This window comes from Halomonas sp. hl-4 (assembly GCF_900215475.1).
Lineage (GTDB): Bacteria > Pseudomonadota > Gammaproteobacteria > Pseudomonadales > Halomonadaceae > Vreelandella.
The window spans coordinates 3,737,094-3,754,657 of record NZ_LT907845.1; the positions used below are offsets into that span (position 1 = coordinate 3,737,094).

The following is a 17,564-nucleotide window of genomic DNA, read 5'->3' on the forward strand; positions in this document are numbered from 1 at the left end:
TCAAGGTAAGAGCCATAAGCTAAAAAGTGGCTAACCAATCAACCTAACACACCTGAATGACAGCGCAAATACACAAACTGGAAAAACTCGGGCCGATCGCGCTATACTGTTCGGCTTGTTAGGTTTGTACATCAGCGCTTAAGGTGCTTCATTCTTCTTCGTCGAGATAGGGTTTCTATGGCTGGAAATGCGCAGCAGCAGTCACGTCTGAAGGAGTTGATCGCGCGCGGCAAGGAACAGGGCTACCTGACCTATGCCGAGGTCAACGACCATCTACCCGAGGATATCGCCGACCCGGATCAAGTGGAAGACATCATTGGCATGATCAACGACATGGGTATCAGTGTCGTTGAGGAAGCGCCAGATGAAGACACTTTGATGATGTCGGATCACTCCACGGACGAGTCCGCTGCGGAAGAGGCCGTTGCGGCCCTTGCCGCCGTGGAAAGCGACGTCGGTCGCACTACCGACCCCGTGCGCATGTACATGCGTGAGATGGGCACGGTCGAACTCTTGACCCGTGAAGGCGAAATTGAAATCGCCAAGCGGATCGAAGAGGGCACACGCGAAGTCATGTCGGCGCTGGCCTATTTGCCCGGTGCCGTGGCCTCTATTTTGGACGCCTACGACGCGACCCAGGACGAGGAAGCCCCAGGCCGACTGTCCGACCTCTTCTCTGGGTTTATTGACCCTGATGAGGGCATTCCTGGCGTGGCTGAAGCTGAAGTGCCTGAACCAGAGCCTGAATCTGAGGCGGATGACGACGTTGAAGGCGACGACGACGAGGACGATGATTCCACCGCCAGCGAAGGTGGTCCGGATCCTGAAGAGGCGCGTGCGCGTTTTGAGCAGATCCGTGAGCAGAATGCGTCTGTAGAAGCTGCCTTTGCCAAGCATGGTCGTGGCAGTGCAGAGGTGAAAGCAGAGCAAGCGCGTTTGGCAGTGCTGTTTTCGCCCATCAAGCTGGTACCCAAGCATTTTGAGCGTCTAGTCGGTCAAGTGCGCATCAGCGTTGAGCAGGTGCGTGCCCAAGAAAAAGCGGTCATGCAGCTGTGCGTGAAAAAAGCCAAGGTGCCGCGCAAAACGTTCATTAAGTCGTTTCCGGGCAGCGAATCAAACCCCAAGTGGCTTGATGCGTTCCAGTCCGAGCAGCCTAAGTACGCGGATCGTTTAGAGCCGTTGCGCGCCGACATCGCCCGCTCTCAGCGCAAGATTGCGTTTGAAGAAGACATGGTGCAGCTCAGGGTTGCCGACCTCAAAGAAGTCAATCGCAAGCTGTCGATCGGTGAAGCGAAAGCCCGCCGCGCTAAGAAAGAAATGGTGGAAGCTAACCTGCGCTTGGTGATTTCGATTGCCAAGAAGTACACCAATCGCGGCCTGCAGTTCCTGGATCTGATTCAGGAAGGCAACATTGGCTTGATGAAAGCAGTCGACAAGTTCGAGTATCGCCGTGGCTATAAATTCTCCACCTACGCCACTTGGTGGATTCGTCAGGCGATCACCCGGTCGATTGCCGACCAGGCGCGCACCATTCGTATCCCGGTACACATGATCGAGACGATCAATAAGCTCAACCGTGTATCCCGCCAGATGCTTCAGGAAATGGGTCGCGAGCCGACGCCTGAAGAGCTGGGTGAGCGACTGGAAATGCCGGAAGATAAAGTTCGCAAAGTGCTCAAAATCGCCAAAGAGCCGATCTCCATGGAGACACCAATCGGTGACGATGATGACTCGCACCTGGGCGACTTTATTGAAGACGGCACCATGTTGCTGCCAATCGATATGGCCACCGGTGAAGGGCTTATCGAAGCGACGCGTAACGTGTTAGGCGGCTTGACGGCGCGTGAAGCCAAAGTGCTACGTATGCGATTTGGTATCGATATGAATACCGACCATACGTTGGAAGAGGTGGGTAAGCAGTTTGACGTAACGCGCGAGCGAATCCGTCAGATTGAAGCCAAAGCGCTGCGTAAGCTGCGCCACCCCAGCCGCTCCGAACCGCTGCGTTCGTTCCTCGACGAGTAACGACAGGCGTTTTCAGCGTCAGCAAAAAGCCCGCCGTTCATAGAACGGCGGGCTTTTTTTATGGAGATTAACCAAGCGCGCTAAGGTCGTTCGAGGCGCGCCTTATGAACGCGGCGGGCGAATAGCATGAGCTCAATCATGGCGATAAGTATCAGGGAATAGCCCAGCAGTTCGACCACCTCCTCGGCGACGTCTTTGAACTCCCTCACGAAATTATCCTGCAGTACCGCTCTCCAGAAGTCCTGACGACCATACAGACGCGAAAAGATGTAAGTGGTCAATACCCCGGCGGTAAACAAACCAAAAGAAAACGAGTTGCTGTAATGTACGAACTCGTCCAGAAAGCGGCGCCGATGCATGACGACCCAGATCAACGAGGGCACCACGATGAGCGAGACAATGATTTGCCAGGTACCGTCAGCGATGTATTCGTCAAGAAAGGCATCCTGCTCGCGAACCAGTGACGAGCCGATAAACGCCAGCAGCAGTAGCGTCACCGTGGGCCACACCTTGAGGACATGGCGTACGTACAGCAGCAGGCCGCAGCTTACGGCAAGCGTGAGGGTTTGGGTCAGCTCGGTAAAACCAAGCTCACTGAAGCGCACCTCGGGAAGGTAGAGCGCTTCGAGGTAGGCTCCCTGGGCAATCGCACCAATCCCCAGCACGTATAGAATGGCCTTGATCAATGTAGTGCGGAACCCAAGCGGCCAAGCACGGGGGGCATCAGACATATAGCATCCTTGTATCGTATAGCGTCAGGTAAGGCGCGCGTTAGCAAACATTCGATTATGAACGTTCATTGTATCGCCACCTTTCTATGATCGCACGCCGATAGTGTTTGCGTGCAAGCGATCAAGTCAGCGCAGATGGCCGGTTAGCGCCATTGAGTGTCAGGTAGCACCTTGCCAATATGTGCGACAAGATGATCTACCAACTGGCGTATCTTGGGCGATAAGTGGCGGTGGCGAGGGTAGACGGCCCAGACGCCGGTATCGTGGTGCTGGAAGGGCTCCAGCACGGCCACCAGCTCGCCGCTGGCAAGATAGGGCGCTACATAATAGTCGGGCAGCTGGGCGATCCCCAGGCCCTTGAGCGTTGCGTCAAGCAGCGCGGGGCCGGAGTTGGACTGCCAGCAGCCGGCGATTTTCACTTCGCGCTGCTGCCCGTTCACTTCAAATAGCCAGTTGGGTCGTGATCCCACCAGACAGCGATGCTGGCTCAGTTCGCTCAGGGTATGCGGGCGCGTCGCCTGGCGAAAGTAGGCCTGTGAGCCGACAATGTATTCGCGGCGATCGCACAGCCGTCGCGCGATCAGGCTCGAATCTCTGAGAACGCCCATGCGAATGGCAATATCAAAGCCCTCGTCAATCAGCTCGACTGGACGGTTGGTGAAATGCATGTGCACCTCGAGCTGCGGGTGCAGGCAATGAAAATCGTTGACCAGCGGGGCGATGTAGCGCTCGCCGAAGGTCGTCGCTGAGGTAAGCTTCAAGACGCCATGGGGTTTCGCCTGCTGCTCACTGAGTGCCTGCTCGGCATCGCGCAGGCCGTCAAACAGGTGTCGGCAGTGGTCGACATAAATAGCCCCGGCATCGGTCAGGCGGATTTGTCGAGTGGTACGATATAGCAATTGTACGCCCAACTGGTTTTCCAGCTGGCTGATCAGTCGGCTAATGTGGGAGGTCGAGACCTTGAGGTGGCGCGCCGCCGCCGAGAAGCTCTCAAGGCGTACTACTTCAATGAAGGCTTCGATACGGTCCCAACGCTGCATGTCACCACCCTGATTGAATGGATTGTTGCTCAGTAGCAATAATCTTGTGAGTGTATCCCGCTTTATCCCTGTCGCCTAGCTGACCTACACTGTGAACGCAAATATTTACGTCAGAACAGGTACCTGGTTGCCTGCTGACAGCGTCGAGGAGAGTAATAATGAAGTCACGTGCTGCGGTAGCACTGGAAGCAGGCAAGCCCTTAGAGCTGGTCGAGATTGATGTGGAAGGCCCCAAGGCCGGCGAGGTGCTGGTTAAAATGGCGGCGACCAGCGTCTGCCATACGGATGCCTATACACTCTCCGGCGCGGACCCGGAAGGAAATTTTCCCGCCGTGCTGGGTCATGAAGGGGCCGGGGTGGTTCAAGAAATTGGTGAGGGTGTTACCAGCCTGAAACCCGGCGACCATGTGATTCCGCTTTATACCGCCGAATGTGGTCAGTGCAAATTTTGCCTATCGGGTAAAACCAACCTGTGCGGCAGCGTTCGCGCTACCCAGGGAAAAGGCGTGATGCCGGATGGTACGTCGCGCTTTTCACTTGACGGTAAGATGCTCCATCACTACATGGGCACCTCCACGTTTAGCGAATATACTGTACTGCCGGAAGTCTCCCTGGCGGTGGTTTCCAAGGAAGCGCCGATGGACAAGATCTGCCTGCTGGGCTGTGGGGTGACCACCGGTATTGGCGCAGTGCTCAATACCGCCAAGGTGGAACCCGGCTCGACGATCGCCGTCTTCGGTCTGGGCGCGATTGGCCTGGCGGTTATTCAGGGGGCGGCCATGGCCAAGGCGTCGAAGATCATCGCGATCGACGTCAACCCCGACAAATTCGAGCTGGCCAAGCAGTTCGGCGCCACGGATTTCGTCAACCCCAAAGACTACAGCGATCCGATTCAGCAAGTGATCGTCGATATGACCGACGGCGGGGTGGATTACTCGTTTGAGTGTATCGGCAACGTCAATGTCATGCGTTCCGCCCTGGAGTGCTGCCACAAAGGCTGGGGTGAGTCGATCATCATTGGTGTCGCCGGTGCCGGTGAAGAAATCTCCACGCGGCCGTTCCAGCTGGTCACCGGCCGGGTCTGGAAAGGGTCGGCGTTTGGTGGCGTAAAAGGTCGTACTGAACTGCCGGGTTACGTTGAGCGTTATATGAACGGTGAGCTCAATATCGACGACTTTATTACCCACGATATGCCGTTTGAGAAGATCAACGAGGCCTTCGACCTGCTGCACGCAGGCAAGAGTATTCGTACCGTACTGCATTACTGAGTATGATAGTGCGCACAATAAAGGGCGCGGCGGGGGTTCCCGCCGCGCTTGCTGCTTTAAAGGAGCTTGCCCATGAGCATGAGTGAAACCCTCGAGCTCGTCTCGGCCAACCGTAGTTTCGGCGGCTGGCATAAACGCTACCGGCACTACTCCCGTGCGCTGGACTGCGACATGGTGTTTGCGGTTTATTTACCGCCCCAGGCCGAAGAGGAACGCGTGCCGCTATTATGGTGGCTGTCGGGGCTTACCTGCACCGATGAAAACTTTATGCAGAAAGCCGGTGCGCATCGTTTGGCTGCGGAGTTGGGTATCGCCATTGTGTGCCCTGACACCAGTCCACGAGGTACTGATCTGCCCGGCGAGCATGACAGCTATGACCTTGGCTCTGGCGCGGGCTTTTACGTCAACGCCACCCAGGACTCATGGAAGCCGCACTACCGTATGTATGACTATGTGATCGAGGAGCTGCCGTCGGTGGTCCGCCAGCATTTCCCGGTGAACGGTCGCGAATCGATCAGCGGTCACTCGATGGGCGGTCACGGCGCACTGATTTTGGCGCTGCGCCATCCGGGGCGCTTTAGCTCCGTATCGGCTTTTGCCCCGATTGTTAACCCCATGAATTGTCCGTGGGGACAGAAGGCGTTTTCCAGCTATTTAGGTGACGACCCAGCAAAATGGCGTCAATACGATGCCTGTGAGCTGGTGGCCAACGGCGCTTCGCGCCAACGGTTGTTTATCGACCAGGGGGAAGCCGACCAATTCCTTGAGGAGCAGCTTAAGCCTGAGCGATTGGAGGAGGTGTGTGAAGAGCACGATCACCCGCTCACCCTTAGGCGGCAACCAGGCTATGACCATAGCTACTTCTTTATTGCGTCCTTTATCGATGATCACCTGCGTTACCACGCTGATCACTTGTTAAAGCGATAAGGTGGCGTCCATGTTGAAGCGCACGCTGCGTCGTTCGGCAGGCCTGCTATGGTGGTGGGTCTGGCGTGGTGTGTTTCTGTTTGTGGTGGTGTCGGTGAGCCTGGTGATGCTATTTCGCGTGGTGCCGCCACCAGGTTCTATGGTCATGGTGGAGCGTAAAATCCAGAGTTGGGTGAACAGTGAACCGATACAGCTGCAGCGGGAGTGGCGGAGTTGGTCACAACTTTCCGATTCGGCGAAGGTGGCGGTCATGGCCGCTGAAGACCAACGCTTTCCTCACCACCACGGCTTTGATATCGCCGAGCTACGCCGTGCCTTGCAAGCCAGCCGTGAAGGAGGGCGCTTGCGGGGGGCCAGTACTATCAGCCAACAAACGGCCAAAAATGTTTTCCTATGGACGGGCAGAAGCTGGGTGCGCAAAGGGCTTGAAGCGTGGTTTACGGTGCTTATCGAGCTGATTTGGGGTAAGCAGAGAATACTAGAGGTCTATCTGAACGTGGCCGAGTGGGATACCGGCGTGTTTGGGCTAGAGGCGGCCGCTCAGCACTATTTTGGCGTGTCAGCCAGTGGACTCACTGAGCGTCAGGCCAGTTTGCTTGCAGCGATTTTACCCAGTCCGTTAACGCGTAGCGCCGCGCTGCCTGACCCTCAGGTAGAGCAGCGTAGCCAATGGGTGCGCCAGCAGATGCGAAACTTAGGCGGGCCTGAGTATTTGCAGCACGTCGCCCCCGATCCTTAACGGTGGCGTTCAACGGGAGACAGAGGCATCGCCGCCATTCAGATTAATCAAAGCATGCAGCGTCGATAGCCGGTAGTGCTTCAAGCTGGGGGCGGGCAAAGTAGTAGCCTTGCTGAACCGGTATGCCCAGCGTCAGCAAGCAGCGTGATTCCTCACGAGTCTCCACGCCTTCAGCAACCAGCTGAGTGCCCAGCGTCTGTGCCAGGGCGACTAAACTGCGTAGGATCGCCTGGCGCCGTTTATCGCTATCGCACTCCATAACGATTTCTCGATCAATCTTCAGGGTATCCGGGCGCAGATCGGTGAGCAGATCCAGATTGGCATAGCCGTTACCGAAGTCGTCAAGCGATGTGGTAAAGCCCATCGCCCGATAACTTTCGATAATGTTACGCATGTGCTGCCGATCATTGACCCGCTCTGTCTCAGTGATCTCAAAATTCAGCCGCTCGGTAGGCCAACCAACCCGTTGTGAGGCTTCCAGCGTGGCTTGAATACACGCTTCCGGTTCGTAGACCGCGTTAGGCAAAAAGTTGATCGACAGGCGTGCTTGCATGTCGAGTGCGCTGGCCAGTTCAATGGCCTTTATTCGGCACTCTTGATCAAACCGATAGAGTAAATCATCGGTAACCTGGCCCAGTATCGACCCTGCCGACTCTCCGTTGGGACCACGAACCAGCGCTTCGTAATAAATGACCTGCCGAGCTGTGACATCGACAATGGGTTGAAAGGCCATGGTAAAGGCAAAGGGGACCGGGTTATCGCAACGGTTACAGCGGCCATTCACGCGGGCGCAATGTTGTTCAGACGTTTCCATACAAAGCCCTAGGGAATTCAATTTAATTATGTGGGTGACGCTTTAGCAGCGGGTTTGCGTACCGTTAACACTACACCAACAATGGCAATAAGCATCCCTCCAAGCCCTATCCAGGAAAGTCGCTCATCGAATAGCCACCATGCCTGTAGCGCAGTGACGGGGGGCACCAAGTAAAAAAGGCTCGCAACCCGCGATGCTTCACCTCGTTTGATTAACGCCATCAATAGCAAAATAGCGGCTATCGACAGAATCAGCACTAACCAGCTGAGCGTCAAGACAAACGTGAGCGACCAAGTAACCTCACGGGTTTCAAACAGCAATGCTCCGATGCCTAAGATCCCGCCCGCTGCAAGGTATTGAATAACGGCTCCCGAAAGCAGTGGCATACGCGTGCAAAAGCGTTTTTGGTAAAGCGTGCCCAGCGAAATGCCCATTAAAGCGGCCAGCACGCTCAACAAAGCGCCCAGGCCGAAGCCACTGAATAACGACTGCCCCAGCTCCAACTGGCTGCCCAGCACGGCACTAATGCCGAGCAAACCCAGGCCTAATCCTAGCCATTGCTGCTTAGCCAGGCGCTCGCCCAGCAGTGGGCCAGCACAGGCTGCCGTGAGCAGGGGTTGTAAGCCCACTAGTAATGAGGCCAGGCCCGCGGGCATACCGAGGGCGATGCCATAAAAGACGCCACCTAAGTAGGTGCCATGTACAAGCAAGCCTGAAATAGCGATGTGCGTCCATAACGCAGGTGATGAAGGCCAGGAAATTTTTAGCATCCATACCAGTGGCGTTAACAGCATCACCGTCAGCGCAAAGCGGATAAATAAAAAGGTGAAGGGTTCCGCGTAGGGAAGGCCAAATTTGGCGCCAATAAACCCCGTGCTCCAAAGCAATACAAATAGTACTGGCATAGCCATTAATCCGAGTGATGCGGCGTCTCGTTGACGCATAAATGGCGGGACTATATTCATAGATCTCTCAATAGGGCTCGAAGGCTGTTTACGTAATGTTCATTTTGTTACAAACTTTTACGCGAAAAATTGAACCTCGTAGATTCACCCGCGTCACAGTAAGCACATTCATAACGCGTTAATGAGGTTTCTTTCTATGCAACGTATGACTGCTCTGTTCTCTGCCGCACTGCTCGCTACTGGCCTAATGACGGCCACTGCACACGCCCAGCAAGATCAAGAATCCACTGAGGATTCTATGTCTACGCAGCAAGAATCGGCGCCAGCTCAAGACTTCTCTGATGAAGAACTCGAGCAATTCGCTGAAGCTTCACAGGAAATCGCGACTATCTCGCAAGATTATACCGAGCGTCTTCAAGAAGCTGACGACGAGTCAGCCCAAGAGGAAGTTCGCACTGAAGCCAACGACCGCATGATCGAAGTGGTTGAAGATAGCGGCCTAGATGTTGATACCTTCAACGAGATTGGTCAAACCATTCAGCAAGATCCTGAAATGATGGAGCGTGTTCAGGAAATGGCTGAATCGTAAGCAGTCATTAAACGTTGCACTTGTTTGTAACGTCGCTGTATGACACCGCTTCGTAGCGGTTCCCAAAGCCCGGCGCAACAGCGCTGGGCTTTTTTTTCGCTAGACTTTACGCCTCCTAGGCTTCGCGCCACAATCTAACCATTATGTCCGCAACAGGGACAGGCGTTGGACGGTCGATTATTGCGGCGTGAGGAGAGAGCATGGACATCGAGCTATTAGAAATACGCCAGCATATGGGGCAGTTTCCGCCCTTCGATGGGCTGTCAGACGAATTGCTGGACGAAATCGCCAGTCGGGTCGAAGTCAGCTACTTCAAAACCGGTACGGAAATTCTCACGCTCAACGACACAATGACCGACCTGTGCTATATCCGCAGCGGTGCGGTCGAGGTGTACCGGCGTCAGGGGGAGCTCTACAACCGGTTGGGTGAGGGCGATATCTTTGGCCACTTCAACCTGTTGCGCAACCAGAAAGTGCGTTTCCCTGCCCGGGCCATCGAAGACACTCTGCTTTATTTCATTCCCTTGGATGTCTTCCAAAAGCTGTGCGAAGAAGACGACCACTTTGCCGATTTCGTCGAGCTGGAACGACCGCGCCTGGAAACCGCCGCCGAGCAGCAAAAGAAAGCCAACGACATGATGGTCACCCGGATTCGCAAGCTGGTGACGCGCTATCCGGTGATGGTGGAAGAGTCCACTACGGTGCAGCAAGCGGCGCAGCAGGTCAGCCAGTCGCAGGCGTCGGCGGTATTGGTGCTCAAGGAGGGCAGCACCCATCCCCGCTACAGCTTTCAGGACAGCGAAGGGCACACCTGGCAGGTATGCGGCATCTTAACCGACAGCGATTTTCGTACCCGGATAGTGGCGGAAGGGCTCTCGCCGCAAACCCCGGTGGGAGACGTCGTATCGCCACGGCTGATCACAATCCAGTCGGACGCCTCCATTTATGAGGCGATGCTCACCATGCTGCGCAACAATGTTCACCATCTACCGGTGCTTTACCGTCAGCGGCCGATGGGAGTGGTGCACCTCTCCGATATTATCCGCTACGAAACCCACAGCGGACTTTACCTGGTGAGCAACATTTTTCACCAGTCGAACGTCGAGGGCCTGGCGCGTCTGGCACCGGATGTGAGCGCCGCCTTTGTCCGCATGGTTCAGGAAGGCGCCAACTCGCACATGGTGGGCAGTGCGCTGTCGACCATTGGGCGCAGCTTTACCCGTCGCCTGCTGGAGCTCGCCGAGGAATCGCTTGGCCCGCCGCCGGTTGATTATTGTTTCATGGTCAACGGGTCGATGGCGCGCAACGAGCAGAGCATCGTCACTGACCAGGACAACGCGCTGATACTCTCGGATGACTTTATTCCCGAGGAACACGACGCTTACTTCAAGGCGCTGGCAACCTTTGTCAGCGATGGCCTGGATGCCTGCGGCTATACCTATTGCAAAGGCGACGTCATGGCCACCAACACCCAGTGGCGGCAGCCGCTGAGCGTGTGGAAAAGCTATTTTACCGACTGGATTGCCAACCCGACTCCGGAAAGACTGCTGCATAGCTCGATCTTCTTTGATCTGGATAGTCTCTACGGCGAAGACCTGTTTGTGGAAGCGCTTCAGGACCTGATTGCCGAACAGGCACCCAAGTCGCCGCTCTTCCTGGCGGCCATGGCCCGTAATGCCCTGAATCGTACGCCGCCGCTGGGGTTTTTCCGCACCTTCGTGATGGAAAAGGATGGCAAGCATAATAATTCTATCAACCTGAAGCGTCGCGGCACGGCGCCTATGGTCGATTTGGTCCGGGTACATGCGTTGGCCTGCGGTTCCAAGGCGCAGAACACCTTTCAGCGGCTGGACGCGATTGCCAATACCCAGCTATTGGCGACCGGTATGAGCGACAAGCTGAGCTATGCTTTCGAGTTCATGTGCATGTCGCGGTTGCGCCACCAAATGATTGACCTTCAGGAAGAGCGCCAGCCTGACAATAATATCGAACCGGAGAACGTCGCTGATAGTGAAAGACACACACTCAAGGATGCTTTTCAGGTGCTTAACAATGCGCAAAAATTCCTGAAGTTCCGCTATCCGGTGCCGGCTAACCGAGCGGGACGCTAATATGACGTTTATTCGCCCGCGTCGAAAAATCAGCCAGGCCGACTGGGTGGCGTACATGCATAAGCGTGAGCCGTTGGCCAAGGACCCGGCCATTCAGCGCTTCTTTGCCACGCCGATGCCCAGCCTTGATACGCCAATTAGCGACGTGCCTATGGTCGCTCTGGATATGGAAACCACCGGGCTCGATGAGCGTCGCCATGCCATTGTTAGTATCGGATTGGTGCCGTTTTCGTTAGATCGCATTAAGCTGGCTGAGCGGCGCTATTGGGTAGTGAAGCCGCCGCGCCCTCTGGATGAAGCTTCCATTACCTTCCATCACATCACCCACTCTGAGATTGCCCACGCTCCGGATATCGAAGACATTCTCGACCCCTTGTTAGCGGCATTGGCAGGGCGGATTGTGGTCGTCCACTTCCGCCATATTGAGCGTCCTTTTTTGGATGCGGCTATTAAAGCGCGCCGCGGAGAGGGGGTTATGTTTCCGATGATCGACACAATGTCGCTTGAGGCGCGCCTGCACCGTCAGAAACTTTGGGCACGGTTTCGCCGCTGGTTAGGGCGCCCGCCGGTGTCCATCCGGCTTGATGCCAGCCGGCGTCGCTATGGACTGCCGAGCTATCAAGGCCACCACGCGCTGGTCGACGCCCTGGCAACGGCCGAGTTGCTCCAGGCGCAGATCGCCACCCACTACGAGCCCACGACGCCATTGGGGGCGCTGTGGAGCTGATCTGATCAACGTCCAGGCATAAAAAAACGGGCAGCCAGGTGGCTGCCCGTTTTTACTGCCATCAACGATGGTTAGACCGCTTTTGGCTCGCTCATCAAGCCCTTGATGATGGCATAGCAGGCCACCAACAGGATGAACGTGAACGGGAAGCCGGTCGAGACGGCCATGGTTTGCAGGGCAGTAAGGCCACCCCCCAACAGCAGCGCAATGGCGAGAGCGCCTTCGATAATCGCCCAGAACAAACGCTGTGGCTTCGGCGCGTCGACTTTACCGCCAGCGGTAATTGAATCGATCACCAGCGAACCCGAGTCAGAAGACGTCACGAAGAACACGATGACCAGCACAATGGCAAGGAATGAGGTGATCTGCGATAGCGGCAACTGTTCGAGCATCATGAACAACTGCAGGTCGAGACCCGCATCGCGGACGGACTCAATACCCTGGCTAACGTACTGATCAATTGCCGTGCCACCAAAGGTGGTCATCCACAGTACCGATACCGTCGAGGGCACCAGCATGACAGAGATGAGAAATTCGCGTACGGTGCGGCCGCGCGAAACGCGGGCGATAAACATGCCGACGTACGGCGACCAGGAAATCCACCAGGCCCAGTAGAAGGCCGTCCAGCCTTGGCTGAAGTTGGCGTCTTCGCGGCCAAATGGGTTGGAAAGTGCCGGTAAATGCGTGGCGTAGTTGACCAGATTCTCGAAGAAGCCGGTCGCGATCAACATGGTCGGGCCCACGGCAATGACAAAGAACAACAGTAATGCCGCAAGGGCAATGTTGATTTTGGACAGTAGCTGAACGCCTTTATCGACACCTGCCATGACGGAGCAAATCGCAATCATCGTGATGCCAATGATCAGTAGAATCATGGTCACGTCGGTTTCCGGCGCGCCGAAAAGGTAGCTCAAACCGGCGGCCGCCTGCGTCGCGCCCAGACCCAGCGACGTGGTCAGGCCAAACAGCGTGGCAAACACGGCCAGGATATCGATCACGTGGCCGGGCCAACCCCACACACGCTCACCCAGGATGGGATAAAACACCGAGCGCATGGAAAGGGGGAGTCCCTTGTTAAAGGCGAATAGCGCCAATGACAATGCCACTACGGAATAAATGGCCCAAGGGTGCAAGCCCCAGTGAAAGATGGTTGCGGCCATGCCAAGCGTTGCTGCCCCGGCCTCGTCGCCTTCAGCACCGGCCAGCGGCGCCCAACTGTCGCCGTCCAGGGAAGTGCCAAAATGGGTCAGCGGTTCATTCACGCCATAGAACATCAGGCCAATGCCCATGCCTGCCGCGAACAGCATCGAGAACCAGCCCATATACGTAAAGTCGGGTTTGGCGTCAGCCCCACCGATACGGATTTTACCCAATGGAGAGAAAATCAGGCCGATACACAGAATGACGAAAATGTTGGCTGCCAGAATAAAAAACCAGGCAAGATTGCCGGTTAGAAAGCCAAAGACGGCGTCATAAACTGGCGCAATGGTGTCTTGCAGGGCCAGCGTGAGGATCACGAAGAGCAGTATGACGACGGAGGAAATCGTGAAAACCTTGCCATGCAGGTCGAGGTTCACGCCCATCGTTGTGGTGGTGATGTTGTCCTGGCCGATAACGTAATCGGTATCGATCAGGTTGGCAGGCCCCTCTGGGGCGGGAATACCTTCCGAGGGGGCCTTGTCATCTGGCGATTGGTCTTGCGGTTTGTTATCCACAAAGTTGCTCCCTTAACAATTAGAACGGTATGCCGATTTACTGGGTCACACGAAGGAGGAAGACAGACGCGTCAGTGTGCGTGGCTACCTTGCCACCATGAGAGGGCATCACAATGTCCAGGTGGCGTGGTAAATGCGTCGCCATTATGACCAGGTCTGCACCAATTTCATCGATAGCCTTGACTAGCAAGTCGTCAACATTGGCAATCGGGTCGGTCGAGCTATAGACCTTTATGCTGACCGGCTGACCATGCACCTGATGGCGCTCCTGGGCAAAAGCGTCGAGCTTTTGCTCATATTCCTGCGGGGTGCGAGCGACGCTGGTGGGGGTATTGGCCGTAACGCTGACATAGGTGATCTGTGCGTCATATTGTTTGGCCATGTCCGCCACAATGCTTAACGCAGGTTCAAGCGTATCCAGATGGGCAAGGTCTACGGGTACCATAATGTTATTAAACACGGCAGACTCCTTACTGTACTTTTGAAATGATCAACATTATCAAAATATATGCCGGTCATCGCTATGGTTCAGACGAGATAGATACAAGTGAGCTGGCGCGTCAATACGCACCAGCTCATGACGATCTCCAGGAATGATAATCAGCCCTCGAGCCACTCCTCGACCACGTCCTGGTTATCTTCGACCCACTGTTTAGCATTTTCATAAGGGTCGCTGTCTTCTTCCTGGTTCATGAGCATGACTTCGCCCATTTGCTCAGGCGTCCACTCAAACGCATCAAGAATGGCATAGGCTTCTGCCATGTCATCTTCCAGGCCATCACGGACGACGGTGTGAATTTGCTCCGCGCCACCGTATACGTTCTCGGGGTCTTCCAAATACTTCAGATCCCAACGCGAGAACATCCAATGGGGGGTCCAGCCAGTAACGACGACATCCTCATCGTTTTCCATAGCGTTGCTAAGTGCCGCGACCATGGTAGCGTCGCTACCGCTGCGTAGCTGTAGTTCAAGATCATAGGTATCCATGACCTCTTCAGTGAGGGACATCAGGCCCGCACCAGGATCAATACCGATAATCTCGTCGTTAAAGTCGTCGGCGTTGTCGTTAAGATCGGCGATGGAATCAATATCGCTATCTTCAGGAACCACGAGGCCCAGCTTGGTGCCGTCAAGGTTGGGGCCAAGGTCTTCAACGTTGTCGCCGACACTTTCCATGTAATCTTCATGGGTGGTTGGTAGCCAAGCGGCTACGATGGCGTCGGTATCGCCGGTGGAAAGGGCCTGAAACATGGCGGCGGCAGACAGTGAGGTCATGTCGACCTCGTAGCCCGCTTGCTCAAGCACAGCGCGAACGACGTTAGTGGATGCGACTTCAGACGACCACTCGACATAAGCCAAGTTAACGGTGCCTTTGTCGTCGGCCTGAACCATGCCGCCAGCGGCAAGGCCAGCGCTGGAAGCGAGTGCCAACGAGGCGAGACGGATGCGGTGATTCAACATACTAGTTTTCATTCACTTGCTCCCTTGGGTAGAGAGGCAGCAATGGCTACCTCAAACAATATCGTGCTTTCTTTGTGTCACTCACAGCATGGGCATGTATCCCATGCTGTGCAAGTGTTAACCACCTTGTGACGCCATGTTGTATAAGGTCGGTAAAGGCTTTTAACGGCGTGATTTGCTTAGCGATTGAGTCAAGCGGTCAAGCACCATGGCCAGGATAACAACCGCAATACCGGCTTCAAAGCCGTCGCCCGGACGCAGGCGTTGAATGGCACGCCAAACTTCGCTGCCCAGCCCATCGGCACCGATCATGGCGGCAATAACGACCATGGAAAGCGCCAGCATAATCGTTTGGTTAATCCCTGCCATAACGGTGGGAAGCGATAGCGGTAACTGCACTTTGATAAGTTTCTGGCCGCGGGTCGCCCCGTAGGCGTCGGCCGCTTCAATCAGCTCAACGGGTACTTGACGTATCCCTAGCGTGGTAAAGCGAATTGCCGGCGGCATAGAGAAAATCACCGTAGCAAAAATTGCCGATACCGAGCCAATACCGAAGAACGGGATAGCTGGAATCAAGTACACAAACGCGGGCATGGTCTGCATAAAGTCCAGTACCGGCATAATGACACGGTACAAACGCTCGGACAGCGCGGCCGCAATGCCCACCGGAATGGCAATGACCACGGCCACCAGAGTGGCAATCACCACCAGCGTGAGGGTTTCGATCATGGGGTCCCAGAGCCCCAGGTTCCAAATCACTGCGAAACCTGCCGCGGCGCCGATGGCCAATCGCGGAGACGCCGCCTTCCAGCACAGTAATGCGACAAGCGCCAACAGCGCCCATTCAGGAAGCCATAAAAGCCCAGTGTTGAGGCCTTCGATACCCGTTTGGGTAACTCGCGAAATGGCACGTGTGATTAATGAATATTCGCTGGTTAGCCAGGTAAGGCTGCTTTCAATCCAATAACCTAACGGAATGCTTGGAATGTCCATTATTTATCTCCTGCCCGCGCTAGTTCGTCGAGTACCGCCCCTTTTACCACTACGCCGAGCAACCGCTGCTGATCATCGACCACGGCGATAGGAAAGCTTTTTTCGCTAAACATGGAGAACAGACTCTGTAGCGGTTCCTCAGGAGAGACTTTGCGGAAGTCTTGGGTTAAGTAATCGGTAATGGTATCGGCGCCCGCTGCGACGGCGCGGCTCGCTTCCTCTGCTTCCAGAAGCCCTAGAAGGTTACGGTCACGGTCGGTCACGTAAATGGAGTCAACGCTGTTGTCACGCATGCGGTGGAGCGCGGTGCGCGGACCATCACTTTCGCGAGCAGTGGTGCGCACTGGGCGCATGGCGCTCTCAGCGGTCAAAATACGCGAGCGATCAACCCCTTCGATAAAGCGACGCACATAGTCATCGGCGGGCTGGGTCAAGATCTGTTCGGGGGTGCCAATTTGCACCACCTCACCGTCTTTTAACAGCACAATGCGATCACCGATGTTAAGCGCTTCGTCCAAATCGTGGGTGATAAAGACGGTGGTTTTTTGCATTCTGGACTGCAATTGCAAGAGTTCTTGCTGCATGTCTTTACGAATCAAAGGATCCAGCGCCGAGAAAGCCTCATCCATTAATAGCACGCTTGAATCGTTAGCCAGTGCCCGGGCTAAGCCAACCCGCTGCTGCATACCGCCGGAAAGCTGATTGGGGTAGGCATCTTCCCAGCCATCCAGCCCAACCTGGGTCAGTGATTCCCGTGCCGTTTTGTCCCGCTCGGCTGGGTCGATACCGCGGATTTCCAAACCGAACTGAGCGTTTTGCAGCACCGTTTTATGTGGGAAAAGGGCAAAATTCTGGAATACCATCGAAAAATGCCGACGACGACACTCGAGTAGTTCTTTAGTGCTCAACGTTGGGATGTGTTCGTCATCAATGACGATATCCCCTTCGCTAGTGTCGATTAACCGGTTCAGGCAGCGAATCAAGGTGGATTTACCCGACCCCGATAACCCCATAATGACCAGCAATTCGCCTTCGTAGACATCAAAGGAGACGTTGGAAAGCCCTAGCGTTTGGCCTGTTTTTTCAAGAATTTCAGAGCGATTCAAGCCCTGGTCACGAAGCTCAAGCGCGTTTTTGGGCTGTTTGCCAAAGACCTTGCTTACGCCTCGCACCTGAATTTTGACGTTGCGTGTCTCGTCCATCGGCGATGCCTTTTGTTAGCTGAGCGGTAAGGGTGCTGCCTGTTCGGGCACAAAAAAGCTGCCCGTAAGGCCAGCGAACACCGTCACTCATAAGAAGAAAGAGGAGATGAGGTGCTAAAAGGATTATAAATTATTATACATAAGTGGCCTAGGTGTGTCACAACGCCTCGCTTACGGCGGCAGCATAGCGCCTCATGTGTCATTTTTTACCCACTGCTCGACAGCAGCAATGCTCTTTTAATCGCTTTATTTTATTTTTAAGTTTTTGATTAAAAAGATATTTTATATTTATGAAAAGTGTTGGCATGTTGTATGTA

Annotated in this window: 16 protein-coding genes; 7 read left to right on the forward strand and 9 right to left on the reverse strand. The window is 55.1% G+C overall.

Annotated elements, in window-relative coordinates; genetic code table 11:
* Window positions 1-177: 177 nt before the first annotated feature.
* Complete coding sequence (rpoD, locus tag CPH17_RS17555) at window positions 178-2,025, forward strand: RNA polymerase sigma factor RpoD (protein ID WP_074395499.1); 1,848 nt, start codon at window positions 178-180, stop codon at window positions 2,023-2,025.
* 80 nt (window positions 2,026-2,105) lie between these two features.
* On the opposite strand, the gene CPH17_RS17560 is transcribed toward rpoD, so the two are convergent.
* Complete coding sequence (locus tag CPH17_RS17560) at window positions 2,106-2,756, reverse strand: hypothetical protein (RefSeq protein ID WP_096300551.1); 651 nt, start codon at window positions 2,754-2,756, stop codon at window positions 2,106-2,108.
* Between the two features lie 143 nt (window positions 2,757-2,899).
* On the reverse strand, window positions 2,900-3,796 hold the full coding sequence (locus CPH17_RS17565; RefSeq protein WP_096300553.1) for a LysR family transcriptional regulator: 897 nt from the start codon (window positions 3,794-3,796) through the stop codon (window positions 2,900-2,902).
* 158 nt (window positions 3,797-3,954) lie between these two features.
* On the opposite strand from CPH17_RS17565, the gene CPH17_RS17570 reads away from it, so the two are divergent.
* The 3 genes from CPH17_RS17570 to mtgA all read left to right on the forward strand — a co-directional run bounded on the left by CPH17_RS17570 (window position 3,955) and on the right by mtgA (window position 6,730).
* Window positions 3,955-5,064: an S-(hydroxymethyl)glutathione dehydrogenase/class III alcohol dehydrogenase gene (locus tag CPH17_RS17570; protein WP_074395503.1), complete on the forward strand. Its 1,110-nt coding sequence runs from the start codon at window positions 3,955-3,957 to the stop codon at window positions 5,062-5,064.
* A gap of 72 nt (window positions 5,065-5,136) precedes the next feature.
* Entirely contained in the window at window positions 5,137-5,991 is an 855-nt protein-coding gene (gene fghA / locus CPH17_RS17575) for an S-formylglutathione hydrolase (protein ID WP_074395504.1), read from the forward strand.
* 10 nt (window positions 5,992-6,001) lie between these two features.
* Window positions 6,002-6,730 (forward strand): monofunctional biosynthetic peptidoglycan transglycosylase, encoded by a 729-nt coding sequence (mtgA, locus tag CPH17_RS17580; RefSeq protein WP_074395505.1) that lies wholly within the window; start codon window positions 6,002-6,004, stop codon window positions 6,728-6,730.
* A 43-nt stretch (window positions 6,731-6,773) separates the two neighbouring features.
* Here mtgA and CPH17_RS17585 read toward each other — a convergent pair whose 3' ends face one another.
* On the reverse strand, window positions 6,774-7,544 hold the full coding sequence (locus CPH17_RS17585) for an EAL domain-containing protein (protein WP_441316755.1): 771 nt from the start codon (window positions 7,542-7,544) through the stop codon (window positions 6,774-6,776).
* A gap of 26 nt (window positions 7,545-7,570) precedes the next feature.
* Window positions 7,571-8,449 (reverse strand): DMT family transporter, encoded by an 879-nt coding sequence (locus CPH17_RS17590; RefSeq protein WP_231896510.1) that lies wholly within the window; start codon window positions 8,447-8,449, stop codon window positions 7,571-7,573.
* 196 nt (window positions 8,450-8,645) lie between these two features.
* On the opposite strand from CPH17_RS17590, the gene CPH17_RS17595 reads away from it, so the two are divergent.
* From CPH17_RS17595 to CPH17_RS17605, 3 genes are all read left to right on the forward strand, one after another.
* Entirely contained in the window at window positions 8,646-9,038 is a 393-nt protein-coding gene (locus CPH17_RS17595; protein ID WP_074395506.1) for a DUF4168 domain-containing protein, read from the forward strand.
* Window positions 9,039-9,238: 200 nt separating this feature from the next.
* Window positions 9,239-11,149 (forward strand): DUF294 nucleotidyltransferase-like domain-containing protein, encoded by a 1,911-nt coding sequence (locus CPH17_RS17600; protein ID WP_074395507.1) that lies wholly within the window; start codon window positions 9,239-9,241, stop codon window positions 11,147-11,149.
* Window position 11,150: 1 nt separating this feature from the next.
* On the forward strand, window positions 11,151-11,876 hold the full coding sequence (locus CPH17_RS17605; protein ID WP_074395508.1) for a 3'-5' exonuclease: 726 nt from the start codon (window positions 11,151-11,153) through the stop codon (window positions 11,874-11,876).
* 71 nt (window positions 11,877-11,947) lie between these two features.
* Here CPH17_RS17605 and CPH17_RS17610 read toward each other — a convergent pair whose 3' ends face one another.
* From CPH17_RS17610 to CPH17_RS17630, 5 genes are all read right to left on the reverse strand, one after another.
* On the reverse strand, window positions 11,948-13,591 hold the full coding sequence (locus CPH17_RS17610; protein ID WP_074395509.1) for a BCCT family transporter: 1,644 nt from the start codon (window positions 13,589-13,591) through the stop codon (window positions 11,948-11,950).
* Window positions 13,592-13,628: 37 nt separating this feature from the next.
* A complete protein-coding gene (locus CPH17_RS17615) occupies window positions 13,629-14,051 on the reverse strand; it encodes a universal stress protein (protein WP_074395510.1) in 423 nt (140 codons plus the stop codon).
* Window positions 14,052-14,191: 140 nt separating this feature from the next.
* Entirely contained in the window at window positions 14,192-15,064 is an 873-nt protein-coding gene (locus tag CPH17_RS17620; RefSeq protein ID WP_074395511.1) for a glycine betaine ABC transporter substrate-binding protein, read from the reverse strand.
* 150 nt (window positions 15,065-15,214) lie between these two features.
* Window positions 15,215-16,045: an ABC transporter permease gene (locus CPH17_RS17625; protein ID WP_074395512.1), complete on the reverse strand. Its 831-nt coding sequence runs from the start codon at window positions 16,043-16,045 to the stop codon at window positions 15,215-15,217.
* Window positions 16,045-17,247: a quaternary amine ABC transporter ATP-binding protein gene (locus CPH17_RS17630; protein WP_074395513.1), complete on the reverse strand. Its 1,203-nt coding sequence runs from the start codon at window positions 17,245-17,247 to the stop codon at window positions 16,045-16,047. Before CPH17_RS17630 ends, CPH17_RS17625 begins: the two co-directional genes overlap by 1 nt.
* Between the last annotated feature and the right edge of the window lie 317 nt (window positions 17,248-17,564).